The 19067-nt window shown below is 50.1% G+C and carries 16 protein-coding genes; 5 read left to right on the top strand and 11 right to left on the bottom strand.

Annotation, left to right across the window (positions count from 1 at the left end; genetic code table 11):
* From KDK13_RS05610 to KDK13_RS05585, 6 genes are all read right to left on the bottom strand, one after another.
* Positions 1–364 (bottom strand): hypothetical protein (locus KDK13_RS05610; protein ID WP_257283968.1); only part of this gene is annotated, 364 nt, incomplete at its 3' end.
* Between the two features lie 295 nt (positions 365–659).
* Positions 660–989, bottom strand: coding sequence for an ankyrin repeat domain-containing protein (locus tag KDK13_RS05605; RefSeq protein WP_257283971.1), 330 nt, complete (start codon positions 987–989; stop codon positions 660–662).
* A complete protein-coding gene (ttcA, locus tag KDK13_RS05600) occupies positions 989–1900 on the bottom strand; it encodes a tRNA 2-thiocytidine(32) synthetase TtcA (protein ID WP_257283967.1) in 912 nt (303 codons plus the stop codon). Before ttcA ends, KDK13_RS05605 begins: the two co-directional genes overlap by 1 nt.
* Before the next feature lie 134 nt (positions 1901–2034).
* On the bottom strand, positions 2035–2850 hold the full coding sequence (locus KDK13_RS05595) for a DUF547 domain-containing protein (RefSeq protein WP_257283966.1): 816 nt from the start codon (positions 2848–2850) through the stop codon (positions 2035–2037).
* 88 nt (positions 2851–2938) lie between these two features.
* Positions 2939–3802 carry a DUF547 domain-containing protein gene (locus tag KDK13_RS05590; RefSeq protein WP_257283965.1) on the bottom strand — a complete coding sequence of 288 codons (864 nt, stop codon included), beginning with the start codon at positions 3800–3802 and terminating at the stop codon, positions 2939–2941.
* A gap of 48 nt (positions 3803–3850) precedes the next feature.
* Positions 3851–4666 carry a glucosaminidase domain-containing protein gene (locus KDK13_RS05585; protein WP_257283964.1) on the bottom strand — a complete coding sequence of 272 codons (816 nt, stop codon included), beginning with the start codon at positions 4664–4666 and terminating at the stop codon, positions 3851–3853.
* A 278-nt stretch (positions 4667–4944) separates the two neighbouring features.
* Between KDK13_RS05585 and KDK13_RS05580 the strand changes: the two genes are divergently transcribed.
* The 3 genes from KDK13_RS05580 (at position 4945) to KDK13_RS05570 (ending at position 9803) form a co-directional block, all read left to right on the top strand.
* Positions 4945–5556 carry a Yip1 family protein gene (locus KDK13_RS05580; RefSeq protein WP_257283963.1) on the top strand — a complete coding sequence of 204 codons (612 nt, stop codon included), beginning with the start codon at positions 4945–4947 and terminating at the stop codon, positions 5554–5556.
* A 383-nt stretch (positions 5557–5939) separates the two neighbouring features.
* Entirely contained in the window at positions 5940–9206 is a 3267-nt protein-coding gene (locus KDK13_RS05575) for a PAS domain S-box protein (protein WP_257283962.1), read from the top strand.
* 45 nt (positions 9207–9251) lie between these two features.
* Positions 9252–9803, top strand: coding sequence for a SprT family zinc-dependent metalloprotease (locus KDK13_RS05570; RefSeq protein ID WP_257283961.1), 552 nt, complete (start codon positions 9252–9254; stop codon positions 9801–9803).
* Here the strand turns inward: KDK13_RS05570 and recQ are convergent.
* Together recQ and KDK13_RS05560 are read right to left on the bottom strand one after the other, a co-directional pair.
* The gene (gene recQ, locus KDK13_RS05565; RefSeq protein WP_306671010.1) at positions 9759–11639 is read right to left on the bottom strand and encodes a DNA helicase RecQ; all 1881 of its coding nucleotides are present in this window, start codon (positions 11637–11639) and stop codon (positions 9759–9761) included. The genes KDK13_RS05570 and recQ overlap by 45 nt on opposite strands.
* A gap of 30 nt (positions 11640–11669) precedes the next feature.
* Positions 11670–13721, bottom strand: coding sequence for a hypothetical protein (locus tag KDK13_RS05560; RefSeq protein ID WP_257283960.1), 2052 nt, complete (start codon positions 13719–13721; stop codon positions 11670–11672).
* A 339-nt stretch (positions 13722–14060) separates the two neighbouring features.
* Between KDK13_RS05560 and KDK13_RS05555 the strand changes: the two genes are divergently transcribed.
* The gene (locus KDK13_RS05555) at positions 14061–14660 is read left to right on the top strand and encodes a YecA family protein (protein WP_257283959.1); all 600 of its coding nucleotides are present in this window, start codon (positions 14061–14063) and stop codon (positions 14658–14660) included.
* 133 nt (positions 14661–14793) lie between these two features.
* Entirely contained in the window at positions 14794–15849 is a 1056-nt protein-coding gene (locus tag KDK13_RS05550; RefSeq protein WP_257283958.1) for an ankyrin repeat domain-containing protein, read from the top strand.
* 60 nt (positions 15850–15909) lie between these two features.
* On the opposite strand, the gene KDK13_RS05545 is transcribed toward KDK13_RS05550, so the two are convergent.
* The 3 genes from KDK13_RS05545 to pheT all read right to left on the bottom strand — a co-directional run bounded on the left by KDK13_RS05545 (position 15910) and on the right by pheT (position 19062).
* Positions 15910–16254 (bottom strand): MerR family transcriptional regulator, encoded by a 345-nt coding sequence (locus tag KDK13_RS05545; RefSeq protein WP_257283957.1) that lies wholly within the window; start codon positions 16252–16254, stop codon positions 15910–15912.
* Positions 16235–16546 carry an integration host factor subunit alpha gene (gene ihfA, locus KDK13_RS05540; RefSeq protein WP_101747798.1) on the bottom strand — a complete coding sequence of 104 codons (312 nt, stop codon included), beginning with the start codon at positions 16544–16546 and terminating at the stop codon, positions 16235–16237. The genes KDK13_RS05545 and ihfA overlap by 20 nt, the downstream gene beginning before the upstream one ends.
* Positions 16547–16662: 116 nt before the next feature.
* A complete protein-coding gene (pheT, locus tag KDK13_RS05535; protein WP_257283969.1) occupies positions 16663–19062 on the bottom strand; it encodes a phenylalanine--tRNA ligase subunit beta in 2400 nt (799 codons plus the stop codon).
* Positions 19063–19067 lie beyond the last annotated feature (5 nt).

Below are 19067 nucleotides of genomic sequence, written 5' to 3'. Positions count from 1 at the left end.
GAAAACCCTTGACCACCTCATCCGTTGTGACCTGTCGGCCATTCAACACCAGGCCCCTCAGGCAACATTCTGCCTTGAAGCGTGCTTTCCCCAGTATGCCTTCCTGGCTATCCGGGAAATCCCTGACCACTTCGTCCGGTATAACCTGCTGGCCATGCACCGGCAGGCTCCGCAGGCAACATTCCACCTTGAAGCGCCCAATCGCCAATTTGCACCTGTTTCGATCTGGCTTGCGGTTGAACTCCCGAATGACCTGTTCCGGGGTAACTTCCCTGCCGTCATGCAGAATGTTCTGCAAGCACAGTTGTTGCAGGAAGAACCCGCCTCTCAGAGACGTTCTGTCATTTCCATAGGCACTGAGCACACCAGCCGTGGTGACTTGCCGGCCCTGTAATGGTTTGTTTTTCCAGAAAGCATCCTCGATATGTTTGCTATTATCCGGGGTGCTGGCTGTTCCTCTATGAAACTGTTTATGAAACTGTTTATGAAACTGTTGGCTTGAGACGCTTTTGCCGTTAAAACGGCTGCCAGAAGCCCTGTTTGAACTGGCTTGCTGGTCACTAAACGGCTTCCGTCGTGAATAGGTTGATGCGGTTGCTTTCAGAATAAAACCCTGCCACCTAGACTATAAATACTGCCATTTGACCTTAAACTGACTATTAGGTTCCATTTGCCAACGTTTGCTGATCAGGACAGTCAGGATGATGTATGCCCTGTTTTGCCGCAAGATGGAGAGGGGTCATGCTGAAGGCATTTCGGGCATCGACAGCAGCATTTGCCTCAAGCAGGCGTTGACAAACCACGGTATGCCCCCTTTTTGCGGCAAAATGCAGGGGCGCCCTGTCAATTGAAGTGCTGGCGTTGACATCAGCACCGGCCTCAAGCAGGCAATCAACGGCTTCCGGGCAGCCACTTTTGGCCGCAAGATGGAGCGGGGTTTTATTGTCTTTCGTGACGCGGGCATTGACGTCAGCACCCTGATGCTCAATCAGATACTGATAATTTTCACCATATCACTGTCGGTATCCAGTGGCTCAGGAATATTCCCTGAAAAGATAGTCTGGTTGTCCTCATGCTCATAGGGCTTGCGCTCACCGGAACGGTCCATTTCAAGATGTTTAAAATCGAACAGTTCGGTATCAGCCATCTGGGATGGCGCTATATTCTGCATCGCCGTAAAAATTGACTCGATCCGGCTGGGGTTCTTTTTCTCCCACTCAGCCAACATGGCTTTGATGTTTTGCCGCTGCAGGTTTTTTTGTGAGCCACACAGGTTGCATGGAATAATCGGGAACGCCATCTGTTCTGCGAACCGCTTTATATCCTTCTCGCGGCAGTAGGCCAGAGGACGAATGACAATATTCCGCCCATCGTCTGATAACAACTTGGGTGGCATAGCCGCGAGCCGCGAGCCGTAAAACATATTAAGAAACAGGGTTTCTACTATGTCATCTTTATGATGGCCAAGTGCAATTTTGGTGGCACCAATCTCTTCGGCAAACGAATACAGTGTGCCACGGCGCAGGCGCGAGCATAAACCGCAGGTTGTTTTACCCTCCGGTATCTTCGACTTAACCACTGAATAGGTATCCCTGTTAATAATATGATAAGGAATATCCAGGGCATCAAGGTACTCTGGCAGGATGTGCTCAGGAAAGCCCGGCTGTTTCTGATCCAGATTCACCGCCACTAAATCAAATGTTATCGGGGCACTTTTCTGCAGGCTCTGCAAAATATGAAGCATCGTGTAACTATCGGCACCACCCGATAAACAGACCATCACCTTGTCGCCATCCTCGATCATATTGAATTCTTCAATAGCCTGACCAGCGTGGCGGCGTAGCCTCTTTTGCAGTTTATTAAATTCTGTCTTTGCAGTTCCAGCGAGGGAAGTCGTCATATTATCCTGAGGTTGTCTAAGCAAAAGACTGATTATAACTATCTGTCAATCTTTCACCAATCAGACCGATTGCTATCGGGCTACGGACTTTCACTACAGGGGGAGTGTAAAACAGTGGCTTTACATGAATATTTTTATTCTGGCCGGTATTCATTAAGCTTCCAGTTGTAACGGTAACTGATCCGTCCCCTGTAGTTTTCCAATTGACGCTTTAAATCACCACTGGCAAATGACTTTATCTCTTTCAGTACACCATCTTTATCCATGAAGTCATCTTCATACCAATCAAAAATACTGGAAAGCACCAGGCGACCGCTGACAAAGGTTGCTCCTTTTTTCTGATTAATGAAACGTCGGGCTGCTGCCGCCAATTGCTCATCAATCGTTACCCCCTGAAACACTTCCGGCAATAAATCAGGGCAACCAATACTGGCACAGTTCAATGCGTAGTGAATCCGGGGGTTGTTCCAGATGGGACGGAGAATTCGATGTTCAATATCATGCAGGGAGATAGTCTGGCCAGCAATTATGATAAGTTCATCCCGCCAAGGCCCCATACGGAACCATCCCTTTCCCAACCTGGTAATGGACTTGACCGGATAGTAATCAAGAATCAGGTCAACGGTTAATGCGTTATACAGGTTGATCCAGTAAGCCAGCTGCTCAGTACGATTCAGTTTTCTGGGATCCTGCCCGGCAAGACTTTTAAGATAACCATCCAGACTGTCTTTTTCAGTTTTGGTAACACGTCCATACTCAACCATATACATTCCGGTTGATTCAGAGAGTATTACGTAGCGATCCAGAAAGTTCTGCCATTTTGAGTGATCAACCACCTGCTCACTACTCTGGTCAGCCTTATCCCAATATGACCAGCGATCCGGGGATGGAACCGCCTGTACCGCAATACTGAACAGTAAGAGCAAAGCTGAAACGACGGATCTGGCCATACATGGCACCTTGTTAGCGTTATTTCAGAGCCATCCCCGGGTGATGCTCCGGGGCCTGATTAAGAAAGTTGATCGGCAAAGACACTGACTACTTCAGCTCATTCAAACCCCAGTCATACTGGTACTGAATAGTACCTGTGTATTTTTTCAGCCGCCGGGCATCTTTCCGGGAAGCAAACTGTCGCAGATGTAAAACCACCCCCTCCTGATCAACAAAATCCTGTTCATACCATTCATAGATACGGGAGAGCGTCAGCCTGCCATCCACCCAGCTCATGCCTTTTTCCTGACGGATAAAGCGCCTGGCCAGTTCATCCAGCATTTGTTCAGTGTTGGCTGCGGTAAAAACGGTTGCCGACAAATCCGGACAACCAAGACTGGCACAGTTCACCGCATAATGAATACGGCTATCATCCCATAGCGGCCTGAGAATCCGATGCTCAATATCATTCAACGTCAGTTCTTGCCCTGCTACTCGAGTAATCTCCATATCCCATGGGCCAAAGCGATACCAGGGGCCAATTTTGGTAATGGATTTAACCGGGTAGTGTTCCAGAACCAGATCAACCGTTAATGCGTTATACAAGTTGATCCAGTATGCCTTCTGCTCCGCCTCGGAGTATGTCCTTGGATCCAGAGAAGACATGTCCATGATGTACTTATTGAGCTTATCCCGATCTTCCTGATTGACAGACTGATATCGAAAGCGATTCCCATCCGGGCGAAGCACCAGATAGCTATCCAGAATCTCCTGCCAGAGATGGTGATGGATCACCTCAGAAGAGTCCGGATTATTTTTATCCCAAAATGCCCAGTACTGGCTGGCAGGAGCTGCCATCACCAGGCCCGGAACAATGAATAGAAAGGCCCCAAGCGACACTGTTTTTGCCCGTTTCCATAGATTGGTAAAGCAAAAACGAAGTGAAGCAGAATTGGTAAACGATAGGGTCACTGGAATTCCTTTATCCTGTCAGTTATTTATTCAAATACAGATTTCACGCTAACCTTGACCATGTAAATCATATTGCTGCAGTTTATTGCTGTTGATCATGGAAAGCAGCTCCTCAATATATTCTGTCCCCCGGATGGAATATGCCTGCAAACCATGAGCCAGATCCGCTCCGGTGAACGGCTCCTGACGGATTCTTCTCTGTTCCCGCAGCTGTCTCATCGCCTTGTATTGATGATTAGTGTTGAGATTGTGCATATAAGCCCGTACCGAGGCCGCAACATCCTTGAACTTCTGAACTTCATAGGTCTCCCCTTCCGGGCGAGCCCCTGGCACAATTCCACACCCCGGGGTAAAACACCACTGACCAAAGAAGTTGTTACCCTGTCTGGCAAACCTTGAAGTTCCCCACGCCGTTTCATTGGCCGACTGAGCCAGGGCAAGAGACGCCGGGATCATATCGACACAACTCAGTAACGCTTCAAAAAACATCTTATCAAAGGCTGAAACATCCTGTATACGGTACTTTCTGCCCATATCAGCCAGCCATGACTGGTCTTTCTCCGACAGTGCTGACTGTAAAGATAAAGCAATAATCCGCCGCCGACTTTGCAAAATCACGTCGTTCTCTTGCTGGACCATCGGCAGTAAAAAGTTAAAGAATGCACTTTTCTTGGCCTTGACATCAACCATGCTGCCGAAGTCCGGTATGGTCACAACAGGCGGCTCTTCTGCCTGTTCAATCACCACAGATTCCGGAAGTTCAGGCTCTACCGCAGACTTACCCTCCGGCCAATGAAGCCCTAAAGACAAAGCGAATAACGCTGGTAAAACACCCAGCATAATTTTATCAATCTTATTGAGCATGAGTACCTCAGTAAAATATCCCGTCTAGCCGAAGGATAAAGGCTTATGGGCAGAAAAGGCAGAAATCCACTAAAAACGTCCCGTTTCTTTACAAACCGGGTGATATATGACAACACTTGAGGTGCGGCTTAACGCGGTTCTGCGGTGGAAACCCCCTGCAGAGAGCCAATAATAATAACAAAGGTTAACCGCCGGTCTGTATCAGTATCCACCACTGCTCTTGTCATTTCAGCGGAAGAAACGACCTGGTACCCAGCCGAACACATGGAGACACTGTTATGATCCTGAGCCATCTCTGGGGCTTGCTCACTGAGCCCGACAACGAATGGATCAATATTCGGAAGAACCCGCCCGGGCTGACTCAACTCTACCTTGGTCAAATCATCTGGCTGGCAGCCCTGCCGGCCGTTTGCACTTACATTGGTACTACCATGGCTGGCTGGAGCCTTCCCGGAAGTACCAAGGTTGTCAGGCTCACTCCTGAGAGTGCCCTGTGGATGTCCCTCCTGGCCTGGATGGCCATGGTCTGTGGCGTCGCCGTCATCAGTTGGTTCATCCACTGGATGAGTCATAACTTCAACAGCGACCCTTCACTGACGGATTGCACCGCATTTACCTGCTATACCGCCTATCCCCTGTTTCTAACGGGTATCTGTGGCCTCTATCCGTCACTGTGGCTGGCTATTATTGCCGGTACTGCCGCTGTATCCGCCACAGCCTACCTTCTCTATAGCGGTCTCCCTGTTTTTATGAAGATTCCCCGGGAGCAGGGATTTATCTACGCCAGCTCCGTTCTCTGTATTGGATTGGTGGTTCTGGTGTCTATTATGATCACTACCGTTATTTTCTGGGGCATGGGCATTGGGCCTGAATATGTTCAGAGTTATTAAGGTTTCTTCCAGAAAGGATCAGAGTTATTGCTATCACAAGCATTACGAGGCTATCGGACAGCCTCCTGATCCAACACCACAGGAATAACAGCGGTTTCGTTGGTTCAAAAAGTAAGACGATATGCGTTTTTCCTGCACCTCACAGCGCCCTCTTCAATAAGTGTTCAGCCCACTCAAAGCCATAGGTTTTGCTGCTCCTGCGTCATTCAGCCTCTCGGTTTTCTGCACGGCAACTCTCGATTTTTAGCTATATGCAATCAAACAGGCATCAGATATTGTTCAAAATAATTCAGGCTGCCGCCTACAAAGTACCCAGGCATTTCGGCACAGGATTGTGACCTATATGCCTGTCGTTTATGATTTTGGTCATCCAGAGCCTGCCCGTGTATCTGTCTATTCGGAAAAAAATATTCCTGCTTACTGTAGTCCCCGCCGCACTATTTTATAACCTGCTTTTTGTCCTGTTGCAGACGTACGATTTCAACCGTGAACAGAGCTACCTGGAGCACAATCTGGAGATAGCCACTACACAGGTGGTCCGCCAGATCAACACCCATTTTTCCCTCGCCCGGCAACAGGGAGAAAAAGTCAGCCAACAATTGCAGATACTGGCCTCTGAACCGGGGATATCCCCAGCAGAACAACCGTCGGCTACGCTGGCACAACAGGCTCTCAACACCCTGTCTGAGCAGCAGGCCTTGCGACCGGGAACTGTCATTATTATCCAGCAGGCCGACCATTCCCTTCAGTGGATTGCCAGTAGCAGCGAGGCGGTTCTTTGGCCACAGATGTCTGTGGATTATCGCCAGGGTTTGCAGCAGTGGCTGGGCAAGGGCATCCGCCAGGGCCATCATAGCGACATTTATCTTCTCCCCCTGACGCAGCCTGGCCAGCTCTCTGGTGAGCAAGGATTCTTCTACGCCCGCTATACAACTATTGACCATCACCGGGTGGCGGTGCTGAGCTTTGTATCCATGGCAGATTTCCTCCGGGAGCGAGCGTTCCTGATGGAGATGAACGCTTATTTATTCCTGCTCGATGGCACTCGCGAAACACTGTTTGAACCGGATAGCCTCCAGATCCCGGCAGAGATCAGGCAACAGTACGCTGACGCCAGCCGTTGCTTGCCCCGGAGTAACGGCGACTCCGACAGCTGCAACAGTAATGGCGGCATGTTCAATGCCTACACCTTTTTACACATTTATCAACCGTTGGACGAGGGGGGACTGGGCTTGTCGTTGCTGCTATCCACCTCCGGCCCCCATGGGTTGCTGCCGCAAATTACCACCTTTTTTGTTGTACAGTTGCTGGCTGCCATGCTGATCTGGCTGCTGGTCGGCCAGCTTAGCAAGCTGTTCAGCTCCATTGGACAGTCACTGGAGAGTATCGCCAGTGGTGAACCATCCATCGCTGCCCCACTGGCCAGCCAGCACGATCCGTTCCATATACGCCAGTTTATCGCCCGCATAACTCACCGGCTGCAGCAACGAGAAAAACAGCAATGGGCAGAGCGGGTTTCATCCTTCGACCGCCTGCTTGGGAAGCTGGGTCAGGGTATCTATTACTTCACCCACGACCGGGACGGTTATATAACCCACCTCAGTCCGTGGATGCGGACAGCATTGGGCATGACTGCCCCAATCGAAACGTACCATTACAGCTGGCTGTACACCGATGCCCCCGGCAACCAACAGGTACTGGAGGAGACCAGGCGAGTAATGGACAATGCCGAAACCAGTGTCTATGAGCTGAAAACCACCGACGAAAACGGTAACCCGTTCCACTTCGAAATCATCAAAATACCGATTTACGATGCCCGGGGCCACATTATTGGTGCCGAAGGGGTGGGCCGCAATATCACCCGCTGGGTCACTGATGCGGCGTATTTCCGCGAATTGCTGCAGTTTGCTCCTGATGCCATGGTTATTACTAACTGCCGTGGCGTGATAGTGATGGTGAACGCCCGGGCGGAGCTTCTGACTGGCTACCAGGTCAACATGGTGCTGGGCAAACAACTGTGCACACTGATCGCCGATGAGCACCATAATCAGCTCTTTACCGGAGAAAAGCTGTCGGCGTTACAAAACAGCCAATCCGAAGTGGAAATCAATATTGTCACCCGGTCCGGGGAACTGGTGCCGGTAGAGCTGACCATGAATGCCATTGAAACACCGGATGGCCTGCACTACTCAATGCTTATGCGTGACATCCGCAAACGCCGGGCAGCAGAAAAGGCGCTGTACGCCAGCGAGCAGCGTTTACGACGCACCATCGACGCCCTGCAGCATGAGTACATATTCTATTCGCAAGACCTGGATTGCTCTTTTACCAATGTGACTTCGTCGGTTCAGACGATACTTGGCTACAGCCCGGAATATTTCATGGCGCACTGGCGACAGTCGTTGCACCGGAACAGTGACCGCACGATGGCAGAAAAGGTATTCAAAATATTGAGCCAGGGTGGGAGCCATCCCAGTTACCAGCTGGAGATCGTCAAGGCCGATGGTACCATTGCCACACTGGAAATCTATGAATCCGCAGCCATGAATGACCAGGGTGAAGTGGTAGCCATTCAGGGACTGGCCCACGACCGGACCCGTGAACGGCGGGCTGCTTCCGCCCTTGCCGATGCCAGGGACAAGGCCCAGGCCGCCAACGATGCCAAGACCCAGTTCCTGTCCAATATGAGCCATGAGCTGCGCACCCCACTAAACGGCATACTCGGCTATGCACAATTGCTGATGACCCAGCCCAATATTACCCCGGAACAACAGGACCAGTTACAGGGTATTCAGGCCAGTGGCCAGCATCTGCTCACCCTGATCAATGACATTCTCGATTTAAGCAAAGCTGAGTCCGGACACCTTATGATTGTTGCCCGGCCATTCAACCTGATGGAGCTGATCGACTCCATTCACCGAATGGTTGCCCAGCAGGCAAAAGCCAAAAAGCTGACCTTCAAGGTGACCGTGGGCCGCGAGGTACCGGCGTTTTTGATTGGCGATGTGACAAAAATACAGCAGATCCTTATTAATCTGCTGAGTAATGCCATCAAGTTTACCGATGCCGGTAGAGTCAGCCTGGAAGTCAGTCGTCAGCAGCAGCTGATATTTGCCGTACAGGATTCCGGTTCAGGGATTGCCGGGGATCAGCTTCAGGCAATATTTTCACCTTTCCGACAGGGTACCTCCGGACTAAAGAGAGGGGGGACGGGACTGGGGCTGGCCATCAGCCAGCGGATTACGGCTGCCATGCATGGCACGCTATCGGTCAGCAGCGAACTGAACGTCGGTAGTCGTTTTTTACTGACACTTCCCTTAGCCAGCGCCACAGAGCCTGTCGACTGGTCTGGCCCAGCCCGTCTTTCATTGCCACTGGCAGAAGAAGACGGGAGGATCGAAAGCCCTGTCCGGCCCGGGCTGCCAGTGGCTCAGGCTGAGATTCTGGAATGTCAGCTGACTGCCTTTATCGAGATCGGTGATATCGAAGCCATTCGCCATGCTGTAGCCCATTTGTACGACCATGAGTTTACCCATTGCCATGATACCCAACTCTGGCTAGAGCAATTAATGAAGTATTGTGATGAGCTGGACATCGATGCCCTGTCGAAACTGGTGGCGAACCTGTCGGCCCAGGATGAACCAGCTTAGCTCAATTGAAGCATTTACGGGTTTCACAATGCCGGGCATTCCACTATGCTTCCTGCACAAACACAGGGGGCAGACAAACCATTGCAGAACGACCTTCACCAGATTGAACAGCGGATTCTTGAGCTTTACCAGGAAGCAGAAAGCTTTTTTCAAAAGCCGTTCAGGAAACCTTATATCCGGCTGGACCTGACCGGAGAGACAGCGGGTCAGGCGTGGATCGAAAAACATCAGCTTCGCTTTAATAAGGTGCTGCTTCAGGAAAACCGCGAGCACTTTATCCGGCAAACTGTCGCTCATGAGGTGGCACATCTTCTGGCCTACGAACTGTTTGGCCAGAAAATCCGCGCCCACGGGAAAGAATGGCAAGGGATAATGACCAGGGTATTCAGACTTCCCCCGGATCGATGTCACCGATATGACACGGTAAGAAGCAGCCGGAAGCAGTGGCTGTATCAATGCCATTGCCATGGCAAGACGATTCACCTGAGCACAGTACGCCACAACCGCTCCCAGCGGGGAACGGTTTATCTGTGCACAGCCTGTAAAGGGCCATTAAAATTTCTCGGTAACGTACCGGCTGACTCCCAGCACTTCTAGCAGGTCATCCCCGTATTTTTCCAGCTTAAATTGACCTATTCCGGTTATTCTCGACAATTCAAGGCGGGATTGGGGACGATGCTTTATCAGCTCCATCAGCGTCTTGTCGTTCAGGATGACATAAGCGGGGACATTCTGTTCTTCGGCATGGGCACGGCGCCATTGCCGCAAAGCTTCCCACAACTGCTGATCATGCTCTTCCACAACCACACGACCGACCTCCCGATACTCGCGCTCATACTTTCTCGATGGCTCATAGCGGTCACGACGCAACTGTATGCTATCACCCCCTTTTAACAGTGAACGGCAACGCTCGTTCAATTTAAGGGCACCATGACTGTCATGATCCACATTCACGTACCCCCTGGCCACCAGCTGGCGAAAGACCGACCGCCAGGTGCTCTGATCCAGCTCGGTACCGATACCGAAGGTGCTAAGCCGGTCATGACCAAAACGGCGGGTTTTACCAGTACTTTTCCCCAGCAGAATATCCACCAGATGGGCCACCCCGAAGCTCTGCCCGCTCCGGTAAATACAGGACAATGCCTTGCGGGCAACTTCGGTTCCATCCCATATTTCCGGTGGCTCAAGACACAAGTCACAATAGCCGCAGGGTTTGTCCAGAGGCTCATCAAAGTAATTCAACAACACCTGTCGTCGACATCCGGTCACCTCACAAAGCGCCAGCATGGCCTCCAGCTTTTGCTGCTCTATCTGTTGAACATGCGCACTGGCACTGGATCGGGCCTGCAGCTGTTTGAGCAGCACCACATCCTGCAGGCCATAAACCATCCAGGCGGTAGCGGGCAGACCATCCCGCCCCGCACGTCCGGTCTCCTGATAATAGGCTTCAATACTTCTTGGCAGGTCAAGGTGGGCGACAAACCGGACATCCGGTTTATCAATCCCCATACCAAAGGCAATGGTCGCCACAATGATGATCCCTTCTTCGACGATAAACCGGTGCTGGTTTGCCCGCCGTTCTTCGGGGGAGAGTCCGGCATGGTATGGCAGCGCCTTTCGGCCTGACTGCACCAACCACTGGGCAGTCTGCTCCACTTTCCTGCGGGAAAGGCAATAAACAATCCCGGAATCTTCGGGATGCTCTTTATTAAGAAAGTTCAGTAACTGCTGTTTACCCTGCTTCTTCTGGCTGATCCGGTAGAAAATATTGGGTCGGTTAAAGCTGTCCGTAAATACCCGGGCGGTTCCAAGCCCCAGTCGTTCACGGATTTCCCGACGGGTTCTCTGATCAGCCGTCGCTGTCAGGGCAATTCTGGGAACCCCGGGAAACCGGGGGTGCAAACAGGAGAGCTGCAGGTATTCCGGCCGGAAATCGTGCCCCCACTGGGACACACAGTGAGCCTCATCAATAGCAAACAAAGCCACCTGAATCTGATCCAGAAGCCGCTGCAGCGACTCAGTCAGCAGCCTTTCGGGAGCTACATACAATAAATCAAGATCACCGATCAGCAGTTCCCGCTCAACCTGAAGCCGGTCTTCCGGCATCATGGCAGAGTGCAGGCAATCAGCACGAATACCCAGTTCCCGAAGGCTGTTAATCTGGTCATCCATCAACGCGATCAACGGTGAAACGACAACTGCCGTACCACCTCTTAATAACGCGGGTATCTGGTAACAGAGCGATTTCCCACCCCCTGTAGGCATCAATACCAGGGCATCACGACCAGCAACGATTTCATCAATCACTTCTTGCTGGAATCCTCGAAAGGACGGGTAACCAAATGTATTTTTTAAAATATCCAGGGCAGGATCAGGCATTGGACAGAGTCGTATCTGATAAAAAAGGCCAAGTATACGGATACTCGCCTGCATCTTCATCAAATCCTGATAGAATCCAGCAAATCAGAGTACTGTCATATGCAGCTCTCCTGTTTCAGTGAATAACTCTAAACCTTTCGATAAGTCATCGACAAATTGATCATTTTTTCGGGGATTATTGTGCTTGTCTATAGTGGTCAAATAATGTTCAACCCATTGGACATTGCACAACACCTTAAGCCTGTTCATGCTTTCATAAAGAAGAATGCTGACCAGCTTCTGGCCTCCGGTTGAGAATCGGTTAAAATACGGAACCAGTACAAGAGCGGGCTTGTGTTTTGATTGGGAACACTTCTGATAACTGGTGACAGTTGAAAAGCTGTCCGCCTTGGCCTTTCCCAGTTTGAGAAGATACTCGGCACATAAGCTATTGGACAATGATCTTGCAGACATCAATTCCTGATGAATATCATTCAACGCTTTCACACAGGCCACTACGTTTGATGTATTTTCCTGACTTTTATAAATGGCAATGGCCATCTCTAAAAATTCACTCCCATTAGCCTCTATGCTTAATTCTGGAAATAACTGACTAGCATAATCCTGGCAATTGAAATCCAGATATTTATCAAGATACTCTTGAAACCGGGTATTCCATAAACACCTGCACTCAGCTACAACCGCTTGTTTAAGAGCACTCAAATAAGGAACACCATAATTCTTCAGTGTATCAATATTATCCTCAAGCCAGGAATCAAAAATCTTTTTTTTCCCTGAAGGATACCATTGAAGTAAATTTGAGCATTGCACCACAATCTCTTCCATGTCAGCATGATTACCAGAAGACTTGATACCGCTTCCTATTAAACATTCATGATAATCAGACACCCAGTTAAATTTACTCAACTGCCACCGCACATCATACTTACTCAGAGTAGTATCACATAAGAACATCTTATTATCTTTTAGCAAAAAGCCTTTTTTAAAATAGGTTTTTCTGTTTTTTGGCTTTTCCAAAACAGAAGATAATAAACTATCTTCACTGTTACAACGCCTCAACCCACCATCATTCAGCGCTCGAGCAGCAAGTAAACCTCCGGCATTCCCGGCTATCGCCTCGATGTCCAGAAGTAGCCGCCTTGAACCTGTCGGCCTGATTTGCCTCTCTACCACCCGTGCTACCTTACCATGAAAGTTCAGATTTATTTTTGCTCCATTCAGGCGCCAATTACCACTTTTACTTGAAGAACCAAGACTGATCATCACAGAAAAAGAACAAGGTAATTTCAGTTTCTTTGCCTTACACTCTGTATTGATATACTCATTGTAAGTCACAGTTGATTTCAACACACACCAACGGTCGTTTAATTCCAGAGTATGGGTGCAGATTGAAGATCCTGAGCAACTCAGTTTCAACCCAATTTCAGAGAAGTAGACATATAACTGATTCAACAAGCCTTGCCCAAGAAGAATTTTCAAAGAAGCTGACAGTTCAGAACCCTGGCCATCAAGATATGAAGCCAACATTCTCTCAACCTTATGATTACTGCCAGATTCATCTTCAAGATTTAAACTACATCTGTAGTTTTTGGTGTTGAACTTGTTTTGTTGAGTACCATTTAAACCTATTTTAACAATCGTTAAATCAATCCTGTCTATGTCATTATGATACGATTCATTATATTTTCTCAAACTGACTCTTTCTGTTCTCCCACCTGCCAGATAGGCCGCACAATCCCGGATGGCATCGTTATCACAAATCGTGCGAGCCATTTCATGGGGAAATGTTTCCTCAACACCATTGAGCCTGCAGGAGAAGGTTATCGGGAAAAAAAACGCAGAGAAGCAATCTTTTGCTTTTGCCGACTGGTTTGTGATCCTGCCTCTCAACACATCATGTGCAGCCCCGGATTCAGCATTCCCCCCAGGCCACCTTGCTCTGGTAGACGCTGTCGCATGATCAATTCCTGACCGGGATATCCTGCCACGTATTTCTGAACTGACTTTTCCGGCAACTTCCTTATTACAAGACACAACCGCCCGTTGATTTTTAGCCGACACTGGTTCCTCAGCAGACCGACGCATTAACCTCAATTTCAAAGAATCAAATGGCCTTAATGATCTGCCATCCTTCATGCGTCCTTCTTTGGCCGACCTGTTCCTATGGACATCAGGTTGCTGACTATATCTGCTGAAGGGTCTACCCAGAGGCTTCGGATTATCCACACTCAATCTCCAAGGATTCATCATATGAACGACATTAGATGTTTATTTCCTTACACCCAATACATGTCAGAAATTGTTTGAACGGTTTATTAGTTGATTACTCCACTCTCAGACGTTAGCAACCAACACTTAGTTCTATAAAAAGAAAAAAATAGCGATGCTCATCATGATAAAGGCTTCACCTGACGACTTTTATCTCCACCAAAGCCAGAGTAAAATCATTCCCCTCAAATTTTCAGGATACCCTCTATGTCCAATACCCGTGCTTCTGTGGAGGCGCTGTTACAGCCTTTTACTGAATCTAATGATGGAAGCGAAACCGGAACTCTTGACTACCATGGTCTTCACGGTTTCCTGACAGCCCTGACCATCTGCCCCATAGACCTGACCGAGCAGGAACGGAACGAGAGTATTTTTGATGGTGAGATTGAGCTTCCAGCCGCCAGTGCCAATGAGTTGAATGAACTTATTGCCAGAATGCAAACGACCATTGACCGGGGATTTAACGACGAGGATGAGGGTTTTTCCCTCTCCTGCGAATCCGAAGAGATGGAAGACCACGACGATGAAGCCCTTGCCAACTGGTGCACCGGTTTTATGGTGGCTCACTTCCTCGATGAAGACGCCTGGTTCGGAACCAATGAACAGGAGGTCTGTGAACTCCTGCTGCCAATCATGCTGGCCTCAGGCCTGTTTGATGATGAACAGGAGTTTCAGGATATTCGCAGGGACAACAAGCTCACAGAGGATATGTGCAGCCAGATTCCCGAAGTGTTGATGGAGCTTTACCTGATCTTTAACGCACCGGAAGAGAAAAAACCCCACCCATCCGGAAAACGACGTTCATAGTCTGGCCTGGCTGGTAATTCTGGCTGGCAATCAAAGCTGTTTCTGGCCGCCCCTGCCCTATTTCAACCTGAATGGAACTTTGTACCGATCAGGTGTTCAAATATCGCAGGTTCATGTCAGAGGTCACTTTGTTATGCATGTCGATGGTTCTCAAATTAAATCTTATGTCCCGGGTTCACTGGTCGAAGAGACCCCAGGCGAAGGGGTGGTAGCCTTACCAGCAAAAGAGTCACCCGCCAATGACTCGGCCAAAGGCTTCCTGGAGTTGACCGACCCCGAAATGTTGATCAGTACAGCGGTGGCGGTTGCCAAACAATTAAAAGGCCCTGACGGTAAATTAAACGATCTGGATCTCCCTTGTGATTTAACCCCGTTGCACATTGCCTGCCTTGCCGGTGATATGGAACTGTTAATGCTCGCTCTTACGGATAATTTCTGCCAGGACCATATTGATCAACACACTTCTTCTACCGCTGCTACTGTTACTTCTGATGACGCTGCTGCAGCGACCGCCACTGCTGCCAGCGCATCACCAAGGGACAATAACGAAACTGATAAACCGCCCATTGCCATGAACCACGACACGGCTTTGCATTTTGCCCTGTTGACCGGCTGGAACGAAGGGGCATTACGGCTTATAGATGAGCTTGACGTTCAGGAGAAACTGAATAATACCACTAACAACAGTGGCGAAAGCCTGTTAAGTCTGGCGGCCAGTCACAGTAGCCTTGATGTAGTTCGCAAGCTTTGCAACCATTTCAGTACCAGTGAAAATTATCATTCATACCTGTTTCACAAAGCAGAGCACCAGAGAACGTTGCTTCATTGTGCAGTGGAGCAGGACGATCCGGAAGTTTTCAGACACCTGCACGAGCAGCAAGCCATTTCAAGCCTCAAAATAACCAAAGGTTCGGCCCATGATCCCGGTGACCGGCTCCAGATCCCCTCAACCACACGCGGTGATAAAGATAAAAATGGCAAGACACCCGATGAACTTATCGAATTAAAAGTTGCCCTGGATATGGGCCTGAATATGCTCCGGCAAATGAGAGACAATCCTGCACTTATAAAGCAAAAACGTTCTGAAGGCTTTCAGAATCCCTGGCAACCTTACTACTTGCAAAACGTAGCCCACCTAATGGAAGCCAGATCCTGGATTCCGCCCTGGCAACAATGCACACTGGTATGAAAAAGCTGTTGCAGAAGCTATAAGTTGCAGAAGCTATAAAAAGCTCCGTGATATTTCAGCTCAGGACAAGATATCAACGACGGCTTCCAGTTCAGATATTGCCTGGGCTATTTCGGTCCGATAATCAAACGTCTGTCGTTTGACTGAATGACGCTTGAGCTGCGTGCGGGCCCCATCGATAGTAAAACGCTGATCGTATAAAAGACTGCGGATCTGTCGAACCAGGTGTACGTCTTCATGTCGGTAATAACGCCGATTACCTCGACGAACCGGTGACAGTTGCGGAAATTCCTGCTCCCAATAGCGCAGCACATGAGACTTTACCAAACAGAGCTCACTGACTTCGCCAATGGTAAAATAACGTTTGCCAGGGATGGCTGGCAGATCACTCGTCCTGAGTTCCATGTCCTGCATAGGTTTCCACTCTCGCCTTGAGTTTCTGACCGGGTTTGAAGGTCACCACACGACGTGGGGTGATCGGGATTTCCTCTCCCGTTTTCGGGTTCCGGCCAGGTCTTTGTCGTTTATCACGCAAATCAAAGTTGCCAAAACCGGACAGTTTCACCGACTGGTTTTTTTCGAGAGACTGGCGAATTTCCTCAAAAAACAGCTCGACCATCTCTTTGGCTTCGCGTTTGTTAAGACCCAGCTCTTCATTCAGTCGCTCGGCCATATCGGCTTTCGTCAGGGCTCCCATGAACCAATCCCCTTTTTTGTTTTTCCCATGGTAATAGCTGTATCGGGTTTCCTGTAAGAAAGATGACCGGCTATTACCATGATCTTATTATTCACTCTCAGGCCATTGACTGGCGTTTACTGACGCAGGCTGGCATTGAAGTCCTGTTTCAATCGAGCAACAACACGATCAACCAGTTCATTAATCTCGTCATCCTTTAGAGTGCGGGAAGGATGCTGTAAGGTCAAGCCCATCGCCAGGCTCTTGCAGCCTGCTTCAATACCCTGACCGGCATAAACATCAAAAGTATTGACCCGGCGCAGCAGTTCACCGGCTTCACTTTCAATCACCCGCTCAATATCACCAGCGGCAATGGCAGCGTTAACCACCAGTGCCAGATCCCGGCGAACTTCAGGATATTTCGACAAGGCAGCAAAACGGGTAACCTTGCCTTCAGTCACTGCTTTCAGGCTGAGTTCAACCACATACACCGCCGCTGGCATATCCATCGTCTTTGCCAGGGATGGGTGCAGTGCCCCCATATGACCAATCACCTTGCCATCACGGACAATCTCGGCACACTGGCCAGGATGCATGGCAGCATGCCCGCCTTTGCGGAAGATAAATTCATTACCGGCCTGACCCAGGGCAAAGACCGCTTCGAAATCACCTTTCAGGTCAAAGAAGTCAACGGCCTCAGCCTTACCCTGCCAGCTTTCCGGATGACGACTGCCGGTAATCAGTGCAGCCAGCATTGGCTCCTGTTTAAGCTCATCACTGCCCTTTTCCTTAATAAAGGTCAGGCCTGTTTCAAACAGACGAACCCGGCTTTGCTGACGATTCAGGTTGTAGCCGGCGGTTTTAACCAGTCCTGGCAGTAGCGTTGTGCGCATCACGGACAGGTCGCTGGCGATCGGATTGGACAGGGCAACGGGTTCATGCTGAGGATCAAACAGCCGGTGCAGTTCCGGTGCGATAAAGCTGAAGCACACCGCCTCCTGATAACCACGGGCAGTCAGTGCACGACGAATATCTGATTCCTGAACCAGGGATTCATCTAACTGCTTCATCTTTAACAGGGCTGTCGGCGTACTCTCAGGCAGGTTATTGTAGCCGTAAATTCGGCCCAGCTCTTCCACCAGGTCTTCTTCGATGGCAATATCAAAGCGCCAGCTGGGGACAGACACCCTCCAGCAAGCCTGGCCGTCCGTCTCTTCAATCAGGGCCAAACCCAGCCCCAAACGGGACAGCAGGGCTTCAATATGGCGGTTTTCAATGACCATGCCCAGCAGTGCAGTCACTTTTTCAGAGCGCAGGGTCACTTCACGCAGGGCAGGCAGATGGGCTTCGCTAACCACTTCTGTCACCGGGCCAGGTTCACCGCCACAAATCTCAACAATCAGGGCCGTGGCACGCTCAACCGCCTTTTTCTGCAGCTGGAAATCGACACCACGTTCAAAACGGTGGGAAGAGTCCGTGTGCAAGCCGTAGGAACGGGCCTTACCGGCAATGGTAATCGGATCAAAGAATGCGCTTTCCAGGAAGATATGACGGGTCTGGTCACTGACGCCGGAACCTTCTCCTCCCATCACCCCGGCAATCGCCAGAGCCTTCTGCTCATCAGCAATGACCAGTGTGTTGTCGTTCAATGTGACTTCCTGACCATCCAGCAGGGTCAGCTTCTCGCCAGCCTCAGCCATGCGCACATGAATGCTGCCAGAGAGCGTATCCAGGTCAAAGCCGTGCATAGGCTGACCCAGCTCCAGCATGACGTAGTTGGTGACATCCACCACCGGGTCAATGGAGCGGACACCGGAGCGACGCAGATGCTCAGTCAGCCACAATGGCGCAGAACGGGAAACGTCCACGTTACGAATAACCCGGCCAACATAGCGTGGGCAGCCCTGTGGAGCATCGATATGAACCGGGAAGGTATCATCAATGGCTGGCGCCACTTCCACTATCTGCTCTTCTGTCACATCCGCCAGAAAGTTTGCGCTGACTTCACGGGCCAGACCGGCGATGCTCAGACAGTCACCGCGATTAGGCGTCAGATCCACATCGATGATCTTGTCGTCCAGAGACAGGTATTCACGAATATTCTGGCCAACCGGGGCATCCGCAGGCAGCTCCATCAAACCATCGGAAGACTCTGCCATGCCGAGCTCTTCCTCGGCACAGAGCATGCCGAAGGATTCAACACCGCGCAATTTGGCTTTTTTGATCTTGAAATTGCCGGGCAATACGGCACCCACGGTGGCAAAGGGAACCTTGATACCCACCCGGGCATTAGGGGCACCACACACCACCTGGAAAGACTCACTGCCGGTACTGACCTGAGTCACCCGCAGCTTATCGGCGTCCGGGTGCTGCTCACAGGCAACAATTTCACCAATAACGACACCGGTAAACTCACCGGCAACCGCTTCAACCTCGTCAACCTCAAGACCGGCCATGGTGATTTTGTCCACCAACGCCTGGGTATCGACCTCAATATTGACCCACTGCCGCAACCACTTCAACCTCGTCAACCTCAAGACCG

This window comes from Endozoicomonas sp. SESOKO1, assembly GCF_024606265.1.
GTDB lineage: Bacteria > Pseudomonadota > Gammaproteobacteria > Pseudomonadales > Endozoicomonadaceae > Endozoicomonas.
The sequence above is the reverse complement of the archived record's forward strand: the minus strand, read 5'-3'. Positions and strand labels throughout refer to the sequence as shown.

What these genes read in the sequence shown, in the direction of transcription:
- ttcA (WP_257283967.1), bottom strand. Translation starts at nt 1,900, where the DNA reads ATGACGACTTCCCTCGCTGGAACTGCAAAGACAGAATTTAATAAACTG.
- KDK13_RS05595 (WP_257283966.1), bottom strand. Translation starts at nt 2,850, where the DNA reads ATGGCCAGATCCGTCGTTTCAGCTTTGCTCTTACTGTTCAGTATTGCG.
- KDK13_RS05585 (WP_257283964.1), bottom strand. Translation starts at nt 4,666, where the DNA reads ATGCTCAATAAGATTGATAAAATTATGCTGGGTGTTTTACCAGCGTTA.
- KDK13_RS05580 (WP_257283963.1), top strand. Translation starts at nt 4,945, where the DNA reads ATGATCCTGAGCCATCTCTGGGGCTTGCTCACTGAGCCCGACAACGAA.
- KDK13_RS05570 (WP_257283961.1), top strand. Translation starts at nt 9,252, where the DNA reads ATGCTTCCTGCACAAACACAGGGGGCAGACAAACCATTGCAGAACGAC.
- recQ (WP_306671010.1), bottom strand. Translation starts at nt 11,639, where the DNA reads ATGCAGGCGAGTATCCGTATACTTGGCCTTTTTTATCAGATACGACTC.
- KDK13_RS05560 (WP_257283960.1), bottom strand. Translation starts at nt 13,721, where the DNA reads ATGAAGGATGGCAGATCATTAAGGCCATTTGATTCTTTGAAATTGAGG.
- KDK13_RS05555 (WP_257283959.1), top strand. Translation starts at nt 14,061, where the DNA reads ATGTCCAATACCCGTGCTTCTGTGGAGGCGCTGTTACAGCCTTTTACT.
- KDK13_RS05550 (WP_257283958.1), top strand. Translation starts at nt 14,794, where the DNA reads ATGCATGTCGATGGTTCTCAAATTAAATCTTATGTCCCGGGTTCACTG.
- KDK13_RS05545 (WP_257283957.1), bottom strand. Translation starts at nt 16,254, where the DNA reads ATGGAACTCAGGACGAGTGATCTGCCAGCCATCCCTGGCAAACGTTAT.
- ihfA (WP_101747798.1), bottom strand. Translation starts at nt 16,546, where the DNA reads ATGGGAGCCCTGACGAAAGCCGATATGGCCGAGCGACTGAATGAAGAG.